At 55.8% G+C, this 11275-nt stretch carries 12 protein-coding genes; 4 read left to right on the top strand and 8 right to left on the bottom strand.

Annotation, left to right across the window (positions count from 1 at the left end; genetic code table 11):
• Nucleotides 1–13 precede the first annotated feature (13 nt).
• Complete coding sequence (locus GGR91_RS06305; protein ID WP_183941108.1) at nucleotides 14–1234, bottom strand: NADP-dependent isocitrate dehydrogenase; 1221 nt, start codon at nucleotides 1232–1234, stop codon at nucleotides 14–16.
• 151 nt (nucleotides 1235–1385) lie between these two features.
• Here GGR91_RS06305 and GGR91_RS06300 point away from each other — a divergent pair, with 151 nt between their 5' ends.
• The 3 genes from GGR91_RS06300 to rmuC are packed head-to-tail and all read left to right on the top strand — an operon-like array spanning nucleotide 1386 to nucleotide 4282.
• Nucleotides 1386–2120 (top strand): phosphatidylserine decarboxylase, encoded by a 735-nt coding sequence (locus GGR91_RS06300; protein ID WP_183941105.1) that lies wholly within the window; start codon nucleotides 1386–1388, stop codon nucleotides 2118–2120.
• The gene (locus GGR91_RS06295; RefSeq protein ID WP_183941103.1) at nucleotides 2120–2887 is read left to right on the top strand and encodes a CDP-alcohol phosphatidyltransferase family protein; all 768 of its coding nucleotides are present in this window, start codon (nucleotides 2120–2122) and stop codon (nucleotides 2885–2887) included. Before GGR91_RS06300 ends, GGR91_RS06295 begins: the two co-directional genes overlap by 1 nt.
• A 54-nt stretch (nucleotides 2888–2941) precedes the next feature.
• Nucleotides 2942–4282, top strand: a complete 1341-nt coding sequence (rmuC, locus tag GGR91_RS06290) for a DNA recombination protein RmuC (RefSeq protein ID WP_183941582.1) — start codon at nucleotides 2942–2944, stop codon at nucleotides 4280–4282.
• 15 nt (nucleotides 4283–4297) lie between these two features.
• On the opposite strand, the gene GGR91_RS06285 is transcribed toward rmuC, so the two are convergent.
• From GGR91_RS06285 to GGR91_RS06255, 7 genes are read right to left on the bottom strand one after another with little or no spacing between them, the layout of a single operon-like run.
• Nucleotides 4298–5110, bottom strand: a complete 813-nt coding sequence (locus GGR91_RS06285) for a TrmH family RNA methyltransferase (protein WP_183941101.1) — start codon at nucleotides 5108–5110, stop codon at nucleotides 4298–4300.
• Nucleotides 5110–5388, bottom strand: a complete 279-nt coding sequence (locus GGR91_RS06280) for an HPr family phosphocarrier protein (RefSeq protein WP_183941099.1) — start codon at nucleotides 5386–5388, stop codon at nucleotides 5110–5112. The genes GGR91_RS06285 and GGR91_RS06280 overlap by 1 nt, the downstream gene beginning before the upstream one ends.
• Complete coding sequence (locus GGR91_RS06275; protein WP_183941097.1) at nucleotides 5385–5789, bottom strand: PTS sugar transporter subunit IIA; 405 nt, start codon at nucleotides 5787–5789, stop codon at nucleotides 5385–5387. The genes GGR91_RS06280 and GGR91_RS06275 overlap by 4 nt, the downstream gene beginning before the upstream one ends.
• Complete coding sequence (gene rapZ / locus GGR91_RS06270) at nucleotides 5786–6751, bottom strand: RNase adapter RapZ (RefSeq protein ID WP_183941095.1); 966 nt, start codon at nucleotides 6749–6751, stop codon at nucleotides 5786–5788. Before rapZ ends, GGR91_RS06275 begins: the two co-directional genes overlap by 4 nt.
• Nucleotides 6748–7221: an HPr kinase/phosphorylase gene (locus tag GGR91_RS06265; RefSeq protein ID WP_183941093.1), complete on the bottom strand. Its 474-nt coding sequence runs from the start codon at nucleotides 7219–7221 to the stop codon at nucleotides 6748–6750. The genes rapZ and GGR91_RS06265 overlap by 4 nt, the downstream gene beginning before the upstream one ends.
• A complete protein-coding gene (locus GGR91_RS06260; RefSeq protein ID WP_407698402.1) occupies nucleotides 7221–8789 on the bottom strand; it encodes a sensor histidine kinase in 1569 nt (522 codons plus the stop codon). The genes GGR91_RS06265 and GGR91_RS06260 overlap by 1 nt, the downstream gene beginning before the upstream one ends.
• The gene (locus GGR91_RS06255; RefSeq protein ID WP_183941091.1) at nucleotides 8770–9477 is read right to left on the bottom strand and encodes a response regulator transcription factor; all 708 of its coding nucleotides are present in this window, start codon (nucleotides 9475–9477) and stop codon (nucleotides 8770–8772) included. Before GGR91_RS06255 ends, GGR91_RS06260 begins: the two co-directional genes overlap by 20 nt.
• A gap of 191 nt (nucleotides 9478–9668) precedes the next feature.
• Here GGR91_RS06255 and GGR91_RS06250 point away from each other — a divergent pair, with 191 nt between their 5' ends.
• Entirely contained in the window at nucleotides 9669–11270 is a 1602-nt protein-coding gene (locus tag GGR91_RS06250; RefSeq protein ID WP_183941089.1) for a phosphoenolpyruvate carboxykinase, read from the top strand.
• The last annotated feature ends 5 nt before the right edge of the window (nucleotides 11271–11275 follow it).

Below are 11275 nucleotides of genomic sequence, written 5' to 3'. Positions count from 1 at the left end.
CATCAGTTTGCTGTTACTGCCAGCTACCCATTTTGGCTTCGAGGTTGGCGCGAACCTGTTCAAAGAACTGCTCGGTCGTCATCCATGCCTGGTCTGGGCCAATGAGGATCGCGAGATCCTTTGTCATGTGGCCGTCTTCAACCGTTTGGATGCACACTTCTTCAAGCGTTTCTGCAAAGCGCGTCACTTCAGGTGTTTCGTCAAATTTGCCACGGAATTTCAGTCCGCCGGTCCATGCAAAAATCGACGCAATCGGGTTGGTCGATGTTGCCTTGCCCTGCTGATGCTGACGGAAATGGCGCGTTACGGTGCCATGTGCGGCTTCGGCTTCAACGGTCTTGCCATCTGGTGTCATCAGAATCGACGTCATCAATCCAAGCGAACCAAATCCTTGTGCGACTTGGTCAGACTGCACATCACCATCATAGTTTTTGCACGCCCAGATGAACTTGCCCGACCACTTCAGCGCGGACGCGACCATGTCATCGATCAAGCGATGCTCGTACACAATGCCGAGTTCTTTGAACTTGTCGGCAAATTCGGCTTCGTACACTTCTTGGAACAGGTCCTTAAAGCGACCGTCATAATATTTCAGGATGGTGTTCTTGGTTGACAGATACACGGGCCATTCGCGAGTGACGCCATAGTTCAGCGAAGCGCGGGCAAAGTCACGAATCGAATCGTCGAGATTGTACATCGCAAGGGCAACGCCCGGTGATGGATAACGGAAAACTTCCTCGTCAATCGTCCGGCCATCGTCGCCGTCCCAAACCAGACGCAATGTGCCGGGGCCAGGAACGAGGAAATCGGTCGCGCGATACTGGTCACCAAATGCATGGCGGCCGATCACGATAGGGTCCGTCCAACCTGGAATCAGGCGCGGGACATTTTCGATGACGATGGGTTCACGGAAAACAACGCCGCCCAAAATATTGCGGATGGTGCCGTTTGGCGACTTCCACATTTTCTGAAGGCCGAACTCTTCGACGCGCGCTTCATCTGGTGTGATCGTCGCGCATTTTACACCGACACCGAATTCGCGGATTGCGTTTGCGGAATCAACAGTGACCTTGTCATTGGTCTTGTCGCGATATTCCATGCCAAGGTCATAATATTTCAGGTCAATATCGAGATATGGCAGGATGAGGCGTTCCCTGATCCATTCCCAGATGATGCGTGTCATTTCGTCGCCATCGAGTTCTACAACCGGGTTTTTGACCTTAATTTTTGCCATGTCAGAAAGCTCTTTCCGTTGGGGAGATTTGATATTGACCGGTGCCATAGCAAAGTCTGCCATATGTTCAACTGGCTAGCGCAATTGTCGGAAATTGCCGGAAACGGCATCAAAGGTTGTCATATGCACCGTCATCCCCTAGCTAAAGTCTATGAGTAGACAAGAACTGACAAACCGGGGCACCGGGGTCGCGAAATGGTCGTTTCCACCTGTTCACCCTGAAGGCCGTAAATTTGGCCTGATCGCAGCGGGTATCACCCTGTTTTTTGCATTTATGGCGTGGGAGACGCTCGCGTGGCCCATGGGCGCCGTGACTATATGGACACTCGCTTTCTTTCGCGATCCAGTCCGTGCGACACCCATAGACGACCGCTTTGTGGTTTCGCCAGCAGATGGCCTTGTCACCTTGATTGAGCAAGTTCTGCCACCGGTAGAATTGCGGGGACCAGACGGGCTTGGTGATGAGCCAATGACCCGGGTCTCGATCTTTATGAGCGTTTTTGACGTCCATATCAACCGGACGCCTATCCGCGGCACGATCAAACGCGTGGTGTATATCGCCGGTAAGTTTTTGAACGCTGACCTGGATAAAGCGAGCGAAGAAAACGAACGTCAGCATTTCCTCGTGGAACGCAGTGACGGCGTGCGTATCGGCTTTACGCAAATCGCTGGTCTTGTCGCCCGTCGTATCGTCGCTTTTGTGAAAGAAGGCGACAGCGTTGCCAATGGCCAACGTATTGGCCTTATCCGCTTTGGCAGCCGCGTGGATGTATATTTACCGCATGGAACATCGTCGCGCGTCATTAAAGGGCAGCGTTGCGTTGCGGGCGAAACGGTCATCGCCGACTTGGGTGTTGACCAAGATTTGATTGCCGTCGCACACTAATGAACGATTTTTCCTCCCGCCCCGGCATTCCGTTACGGGCGCTCGCACCAAATGCGATCACCGCGCTTGCTTTGTGCACTGGCCTCTCGGGGGCATGGTTTGCGATGCAGGGCCGCTGGGAAAATGCTGTCGCCGCGATGGTTATTGCAGGCGTGCTTGACGTCATGGATGGCCGCGTCGCGCGGATGTTGAAAGGCGAAAGCCGCTTTGGCGCGGAATTGGATTCGCTGTCGGATGTAATTGCTTTCGGCGCGACCCCGGCATTGGTCATGTACATGTGGGTGCTGCAGGATATGCCCCGCTTCGGCTGGACCATTTCAGTATTCTTCGTATTGTGCGCTGCGCTGCGACTTGCGCGTTTCAATGCCCGTATCGATACCGAAAACCAGCCGCATAAATTGGCGGGATTTAACACCGGCGTCCCATCGCCGCCTGGCGCGGCGCTGGCCTTGCTGCCAATGATGATTTGGTTCGAAACCGGTGCGGAATGGGTACGTGACTATCGCTTTCTGGGGCCGTGGTTGCTCCTGTGCGCGGTCTTGATGGTTTCTAACGTGGCCACCTACAGCTGGTCGTCGATTAAGGTCCGCCGCAGCCTGCGCTTTATGGCACTCGCCACTGTTGGTTTGTTTACCGCGACCTTGGTTGCTGCCCCTTGGGTTGCGATGATCGGGGCGACAATAGTTTATGCAGCGCTGCTGCCGTTTAGCGCCATAAGCTATGCGCGCGTAAAAAAGGCACGGCGGGTGCAAACCGAAGCCGCTTGACCTAAGCCTACCATAGGCTATGTTCCGCATTCGTTCTATATATGGAGTGCTGTGTTGGAGCCGTTAGTCGTCATCGTCATTGTTGTGCTTGCTTTGCTGGTCGGGCTTGTGCTCGGCTGGTTTGCAGGCGGGCGTGAAAGCCGGGCAGGGCAGGAGACCACCGCGCAACTGCGTTCCATGCTCGATCAGGTCGTGGTTGAACGCGACAGTGCAAAAGACCGTCTAGCGCGCCTTGAAACCAGCCTAGAAGAGCGTGAACGCGGCTTTGAAGAACAGATCGCTGCGCTGGCTCAGGCCAAAGAAACCTTGTCGGCGCAGTTTGGCGAGATTGGGCAAAAACTGTTGGGCGAAGCGCAAGCGGCGTTTCTTCAACGCGCCGATGAACGCTTTCATCAGGCCGGTGAAAAGAATGAAGAGCGGCTGAAACAGCTTTTGGGGCCCGTTGGCGACAAGCTGAAAGCGTATGAAGAGCAAGTTGGCAAAATCGAGAAAGACCGCACGGAAGCATATGGCGATCTGAAGGGCCTGATTGGCGAAATGCGGCTTGGGCAGGAGCGTGTTTCCAACGTTGCCTCTGGCCTGATGAACTCATTGCGCAATGCGCCAAAGGCGCGGGGCCGCTGGGGCGAGCAGCAGCTGAAGAATGTTTTGGAAAGCTGCGGCTTATCCGAACATGTCGATTTTGACCTGGAAACCAGCATTGATGCAGGTGATGGCCTTCGCTTGCGGCCTGACGCGATCATTCATGTCCCGGGCGGTCGGACGTTGGTTATCGATGCCAAGGTGTCTTTGAACGATTATCAAGACGCTTTTGCCTCCGTGGATGACGACGTCCGCGCAGTCGCCATGACGCGGCACACACAGTCGATGAAGAACCATATCGATGGCCTGTCGCGCAAAGCCTATTGGGACCAGTTTGAGGACGCGCCCGATTATGTGATTATGTTTGTCCCGGGCGAACATTTTCTGGCGGCTGCGCTTGAGCATGAACCGCAATTGTGGGACTTTGCCTTTGATAAGAAGGTGTTGTTGGCCACGCCGACCAATCTGGTTGCGATTGCGCGGACCGTTGCCAGCGTGTGGCGGCAAGAGGGCCTCGCGCGCGAAGCCAAGCAGATTGGCGCACTTGGCAAGGAATTGTATGACCGCATTGCCGTGGCCGCGCAGCATCTGAAATCGGTGGGCAGTGGCCTGTCCTCGGCGGTGAATAACTACAATAAATTCGTGGGCAGCTTTGAACGTAATGTCATGTCGACGGGTCGGAAGTTTGCGGATCTCAATATCGAAACCGGCAAGCGCGAATTGGAAGATATCCCGTCGGTTGAGGCGCTGCCCCGTTATGGCGATGACGAAGGCAACGGGCAAATCGCCGACGGATGCGAAGCGGCGGAGTAATAGCTCTGGTGGGCCTCAGCCGCGCGCTGGACGGCGAAACTGGTTCAGCACTTCATACGCCATGACCGCCGTGGCCACCGCGGCGTTTAAGCTGTCTGCCTTGCCCTGCATCGGCATTTTGACGAGCAGGTCGCACTGACCTTCATAATCGTCGGGCAGACCCTGCGCTTCATTGCCTGTGAGGATGAAGCAAGGGCTATTGTAGTGCGCAGCCTGATAATCCGTGTCGGTTTGCAGGCTCGTTCCGACCAGCTGGCCATCGCCCGCGCGTAACCAAGTGATAAACTCGTCCCATCGGCACTGAACGATCTTTTGCGTGAAAATCGCGCCCATGCTCGCGCGGACAGCCTCAACTGAAAACGGGTCGGTGCAGTCATCAATGAGGATAAGCCCGCCGGCGCCCACAGCATCACCGGTTCGCAACATTGTCCCCAAATTGCCCGGGTCGCGCATCGCTTGCGCCACGAGCCAGATCGGCGCGGTCGCGCGATCTATATCGGCAAGCGCGGTACCATGGTCACGATAGACACCGACGACTGCCTGTGCGTTATCTTTGCCGGACAATTTTGCCATGATTTCGGCGCTGGTTTCAATGACGTCCCCGCCATTGCGTAGCACCTCGTCTTCAAGCGCGATTTCCAGCGCATGAACGGGCCGGTCTTTGACCCGGAACAGCATTTCGGGGAGGAAACCCGCTTCGCGCGCTTCTGTCATGATGCGGAGGCCCTCGGCAAGAAATAGCCCGGCACGTTTCCGCAATTTCTTTTCGCGCAGTCCGCGGATTTCCTTCAGAAGCGGATTCGAAAATCCGGTAATCTCACGGCGCATCAGTCTTCGCCAAAGCCGTCAACAACCAGCCCGATGAGCTTTTCAATGGCGGGCTCTGCCTGGTCGCCTTCGACGTGAATGGTAATTTCACTACCCTTTGCCGCGCCGAGCATCATCAGACCCATGATGGATGTGCCCGTGACGAGCTGACCGTCTTTTTCAACTTCAACTTTAATGCCCTCGGGCAACCGGCTGACAAAGGTGACAAATTTTGCACTGGCGCGGGCATGCAGCCCTTTCACATTCACGATTGTGGCAGACCGGCTGAGGCGGGTCATTTTGATGCCTCAAGCACTTCGGACGCCACGCTGATATATTTCCGGCCCGCTTCACGTGCAGCAGCGACAGCCTCTTTTACATCCAGGTTTTTGCGGGCGCTGTCGAGACGGATCAGCATGGGCAGGTTTACGCCAGCGATGACTTCGACCCGGCCAGTTTCCAGCAGCGAGATGGCCAGATTGGAGGGCGTTCCGCCAAAAAGATCGGACAGAATTATCGCGCCTTTGCCTGAATCAACCTGTTTAATGGCCGCAGCTATTTCATTGCGGCGGGCCTCCATGTCATCATGCGGACCAATGCAAATGGTGGCGATGTCTTTTTGGGGGCCAACAACATGTTCGAACGCGACGAGAAATTCGTCCGCAAGCTTGCCATGTGTGACTAAAATCAAACCGATCATGTGATGTCGTTACCCTGTGGTGCGCTATTCTTATTTGCGCCGTTAGCAGGCTCTTCAATTGCGTCAATCGGTCTTGATGTCAGGTTGCGATGGTTAACCGCGGGGTCAAAGCCATCTTCACGCAACCAACGCCCGAATTGTTCGGCAACATGGACGGACCTGTGACGCCCGCCGGTGCAGCCAAAGGCGATATTTACATAGGCCTTACCTTGCGCGTCATAGAGCGGCAAAAGATAGCGGAGCAGGTCGCGTATCTTTTCCATCGCCGCGTGATATGCCGGGTCAGCTTCGACATAATGCGATACACCTTCATCCAGCCCCGTAAGCGGCCGAAGTATATTGTCCCAATGCGGATTGCGCAGGAAGCGTAGGTCAAAAACCAGATCGGCATTGTGGGGAATGCCCCGCGAATAGCCAAAGCTGGTTATCGTAATGACCGAATGTGGCGATGTTTCGTTGTTATACTGCTCGCGGATCGCCTGTTGCAGGTCATGTGCAGACAGCTTGCTGGTATCGATGACCGTTTCCGCCCACTGACGAAATGGATCCATCAACGCGCGTTCAATCGCGATGCCGTCCATGGCAGGGCGGTCAGGTGCCGCGGGGTGACGGCGACGCGTCTCTGCGTAACGGCGTTCAATTTCAACGCCTGCGCAGTCTAGAAACAGCGTTCTGATGGTCAGGTTGGGCTGGTTCTGTAGCTGTTTGATCTGTTGAATGAGCGTTTCGGCGTCAAAACCCCGGGTTCGGCTGTCAAAGCCAAGGGCTATCGGGATATCGGGGCTCGCCTGACGACCGGTGACGGGTATTTCAAGTAACTGGCTGGCAAGGCGGATTGGGAAATTGTCGACGGCTTCCCAGCCTAAATCTTCAAGCGCCTTCAAAACGGTAGTCTTGCCTGCGCCAGAAACGCCCGTCACAATCAATATTGTTTGCGGGGTAGAGGCTGTTTTGGCGTTCACGATGGCAAGCTTTCTTTTACAGCATTAGCGGACACAAATTCGGGCCGGACGCCACGGTCGAGAACTGCCCGCAACGCATATTCGACCTTGATCGCGCTGCTTTGTTCAAATGGATTTAGCTTGGACACGGGAACGACGTAATCACCAATGTTGGTGCGCGCAATGTCTTCAGGTAATCTGTCTGGTGAATCGACGAACTCCACAACGAGGCGAAGCGGCGCAGACGCAAGGAAATCGACGTTAGCGATGCCGACGCCGCGCACTTCGATCTTTCCGGCGATATTGGGGGCAACAGTGAGCATTGGAGCGTTGTCACGGGTTTCCAGAAAGACGACATCGTCGCTGATCAAAATAGCGCCGCGATCGATCAGCCGGAGCGCGAGATCGGATTTGCCGCTACCCGATTCGCCTATAATCAGTACAGCATGGCCACCGATGGATATCGCGGTGCCATGGATCATCTGTGGCATTAGCGGGTCGCCACCGCTGCGCAGGGAAGGGCAATTTCAAAACAGGCCCCGCCTTTGCCATCAACCCGGTCGCGCACATTGATGCGGCCATGATGCCCCTCAACAATCGTGCGCGCGATGGCCAGTCCCAGCCCGCTATGTTTGCCGAAATTCTCGGTTGGCGGGCGTTCACTGTGGAACCGGCGGAAGATGGCTTCCCGTTCCTGCGGAGGAACGCCTGGGCCTTCATCGCTGATGCGAATGATAACTTCCTCGTCGGCCAGCGTAGCCGATATTTCAACGACTGCGCCCGGTGGTGAAAAGGACACCGCGTTATCAATCAGATTGGTGAGCATGCGTTCGAGGCGGACATCTTCCCCCATGACCGTGGCGATTGTCCGCCGTGGCCGTGCGAAGGCGATGTTCACATCCTTGTCGCTGCCACGGTCTTCGCGCGCCTGCAGCAATTGTTCAATCATATCGCCCAAGTCGATGGGTTCGAACTTTGCCTTGGCCAGTTGCGAATCCACGCGGCTGGCGTCGGATATATCGCTGATCAAACGGTCCATCCGCTGCACATCGGCTTTTGCAACATCCATAAGCTGTTTGCGCAGGGCGGGGTCTTGAATGCGCTCTGCACCGTCCAGTGCCGACCGCAACGAAGCCAGCGGGTTCTTAATCTCGTGCGCGACGTCCGCCGCAAATGCTTCGGTCGCGTCAATACGTTGCCGAAGGGCAATGCTCATGTCGGACAGTGCGCGTGCAAGCATGCCGATTTCATCACGGCGTGAGGGCAGGCGCGGAACGGTGACTTCCTGAGCGCGGCCAAGCCGGACTTTGACCGCCGCGCGCGACAGATGCCGAAGCGGACGCACAATGGTTCGGGCAAGGAACATCGACAGCAATATGCCAATGGCAAGCGCGATGACAAAAAACATCCCGACATTGAACCGCTCAGCCCGCACAAATAGGCGAATATCACGTTCATTGGATGTCGTCAGGACCGCAAAGCGGCCATCGCGGGACCGCGAACCAGCGCTGATCACATGTGTGAGGTCAGGGGCAAAAGCGACCGTCGACGCTGCGTCCGCTGGCTTAGGCTTTAGTACATGTTGCCAAGCATCGGCCGTATCTATGCGCGGTTCCGCAAATGGCCCCAGCACGGCCGCACCCACCAAAAAATCGAACATCTTATCAATGCCGCGCGCGATGACTTTGCGTATCGGTTCTTTGGCCGGGTCGCGGAAGACATATGTCGGCGGACGGCCGGCGAAGCTGTCCAAGATTTTTTCGCCATTTTGCGCATAGACGCGTATCCGCGATTGGTGCTCTTGGCCAAATTCATAGATGTACGCGGCGCGCTTTTCGGGTGCGACCAAAGACAGGCTTTCCGCGAGGAACGTTGCCTGACGCCGCGCAGCGTCTTCGCGTTCGGCAATCAGGCGCACACGATAGCTGTCGAGGAAAAACAGCCCTGCGCCCAGCAGCGCCAAAACGAAGAGATTTACAGCAAGGATGCGGGCGGTGAGCGACAACCCCCGGCTCCATCCCAGCTGAAGATCAGCGGGCTCAGCTGTCTGCAAAGCGATATCCTGCACCGTAAAGCGTATCTATGGCCGCAAATTCCGGATCGACTTCACGAAACTTGCGCCGTAGCCGTTTGATGTGGCTGTCGATGGTGCGATCATCGACATACACGTCATCCTGATATGCGGCATCCATCAGCTGATCACGCGTGCGCACAACGCCCGGCCGATTGGCGAGCGCTTCCAATATCATGAACTCGGTCACCGTGAGTGTAAGCGGTTTTCCATCCCATTTTACATGGTGCCGCGCGGGGTCCATTTGCAATTTCCCGCGCACCATAGGCTCAAGCTCAGGTTCTGCGTCGCCGCTGCTCACGCCGCGATCATAGGTCGCACGACGCAGTATGGCCTTTACGCGGGCCACCAACAGGCGCTGGGAAAAAGGCTTGGTGATATAATCGTCGGCACCCATGGCCAGGCCAAGTGCTTCATCCAGCTCTTCATCTTTCGATGTCAGAAAGATAACCGGCATAGCGCTTTTTTCGCGCAACCGCCGGAGCAATTCGAGGCCATCCATGCGCGGCATTTTAATGTCGAAAATGCCAAGATCTGCAGGGTTTTCAAGCATCGCCTTTAATGCTGTTTCGCCGTCCGAATAAATCCGGGTGACATATCCTTCCGCCTGCATAGCGATGGACACAGACGTCAAAATGTTGCGGTCGTCGTCGACCAGGGCGATGGTTGCACTCATGGGCCGACTATAGGGGGGCAATGGCTTGGGTTCAATCACTTGCTCTCTTGATGCCAATGTGATGGGCGCAGGCGCCGCTGTTGCGATTAAACAACGAACCCCATTTGACGTTGCTGGCTCCATGGTATACCGGCTCCGGCTTCACAGTGCATACGTATGCACTAGATTCGCAACTTTTGCCGGAGTAGCCAATGTCGACACCTTTACATATCTCGCTTTCGCAACAAGGTTTTGACACAAAGGCGCAGCTGCATTGCAACCTCGGCACAGCGCCTTTGGTGGAAGCCGCGCTGGCGAATGATGAAGGCATTTTGGCCAAAAACGGTCCGCTCGTTGTTAAGACCGGTGCACACACGGGGCGTTCGGCCAAAGACAAGTTTATCGTGCGCGACGCCGAAACCGAAAACAGCATCTGGTGGGGTAAAACCAACGTCCCGATGGATCCGGCCCATTTTGCTGCGCTGAAAGAAGATTTCATTGCCGCGCTTGGTGGCAAGGACAAATTGTACGTTGCTGACTTGTTCGGGGGTTCGCAGCCGGAGCACCGCGTCAATGTGCGCGTGATTAACGAATTGGCATGGCACAATCTGTTCATCCGCACCTTGCTGGTGCGCCCGACGCAGGAAGAGCTGACCAGCTTTGTGCCGGAATACACCATTATCGATTTGCCAAGCTTCCGCGCAGATCCTGCGCGTCATGGCTGCCGCAGCGAGACTGTCATTGCTGTGAACTTCACCGAAAAGCTTATTCTGATCGGCGGCACTGCCTATGCGGGTGAAATGAAGAAGTCGGTTTTCGGCATCCTCAATTATCTGTTGCCGGTGAAGGGTGTGATGCCCATGCATTGCTCCGCCAATATCGGCCCGGACGGGGACACCGCCGTATTCTTTGGCCTGTCAGGCACTGGCAAGACGACCTTGTCTGCAGACGCCAGCCGCACGCTGATTGGCGACGATGAACATGGTTGGTCGGACACTGCCGTCTTCAATTTTGAAGGCGGTTGCTACGCAAAAATGATTCGCCTCTCGGCAGAAGCCGAGCCGGAAATCTTTGCGACGACAAAGCGCTTCGGAACGGTGCTTGAAAATGTCGTTATCGACCCGGAAACACGCGAGTTGGATTTCGACGACAATAGCCTCGCGGAAAACAGCCGTGGTTCATACCCGATTGAGTTCATTCCGAACACATCGGAAAAGAATATGGGGCCCGTTCCCAAGACAATCATCTTCCTGACCGCAGACGCGTACGGCGTTTTGCCTCCGATCGCGCGCCTGACGCCCGATCAGGCGATGTACCACTTCCTGTCGGGTTACACGGCTCGTGTCGCTGGTACAGAAATCGGCGTGACCGAGCCTGAAGCAACATTCTCCACCTGCTTTGGCGCGCCATTCATGCCGCGTCACCCAAGCATCTATGGCAATTTGCTGAAAGAGCGGATTGCCAAGGGGGCGGTACAATGCTGGTTGGTCAACACCGGCTGGACGGGCGGCAAAGCAACGATGCCCGGCATCAGCCGTATGCCGATCAAGGCCACACGGGCATTGCTTAACGCTGCGCTTGACGGAAGCCTGAACAATGCAGAATTTCGTAAGGATCAGAATTTTGGTTTTGAATTCCCCGTCGCCGTTCCGGGCGTCGACAGCGGCATTCTTGATCCGCGCGAAGCTTGGGCGGACAAGGCGGAATATGATGTGACGGCGCGCGGACTTGTTCAGCAGTTCATCGACAACTTCGCGCAATTTGCAGATCATGTCGACGAAGGTGTAAGGCAGTCGGCACCAAAGGTCGCTTAACCCGT

Origin of the sequence: Sphingorhabdus rigui (assembly GCF_014196595.1) — a bacterium.
GTDB classification, from domain to species: domain Bacteria; phylum Pseudomonadota; class Alphaproteobacteria; order Sphingomonadales; family Sphingomonadaceae; genus Sphingorhabdus_B; species Sphingorhabdus_B rigui.
The sequence above is the reverse complement of the archived record's forward strand: the minus strand, read 5'-3'. Positions and strand labels throughout refer to the sequence as shown.

Coding starts and splice junctions, on each gene's coding strand:
- GGR91_RS06305 (WP_183941108.1), bottom strand. CDS start 1,234: ATGGCAAAAATTAAGGTCAAAAACCCGGTTGTAGAACTCGATGGCGAC.
- GGR91_RS06300 (WP_183941105.1), top strand. CDS start 1,386: ATGAGTAGACAAGAACTGACAAACCGGGGCACCGGGGTCGCGAAATGG.
- GGR91_RS06295 (WP_183941103.1), top strand. CDS start 2,120: ATGAACGATTTTTCCTCCCGCCCCGGCATTCCGTTACGGGCGCTCGCA.
- GGR91_RS06285 (WP_183941101.1), bottom strand. CDS start 5,110: ATGCGCCGTGAGATTACCGGATTTTCGAATCCGCTTCTGAAGGAAATC.
- GGR91_RS06280 (WP_183941099.1), bottom strand. CDS start 5,388: ATGACCCGCCTCAGCCGGTCTGCCACAATCGTGAATGTGAAAGGGCTG.
- GGR91_RS06275 (WP_183941097.1), bottom strand. CDS start 5,789: ATGATCGGTTTGATTTTAGTCACACATGGCAAGCTTGCGGACGAATTT.
- GGR91_RS06265 (WP_183941093.1), bottom strand. CDS start 7,221: ATGCCACAGATGATCCATGGCACCGCGATATCCATCGGTGGCCATGCT.
- GGR91_RS06255 (WP_183941091.1), bottom strand. CDS start 9,477: ATGAGTGCAACCATCGCCCTGGTCGACGACGACCGCAACATTTTGACG.
- GGR91_RS06250 (WP_183941089.1), top strand. CDS start 9,669: ATGTCGACACCTTTACATATCTCGCTTTCGCAACAAGGTTTTGACACA.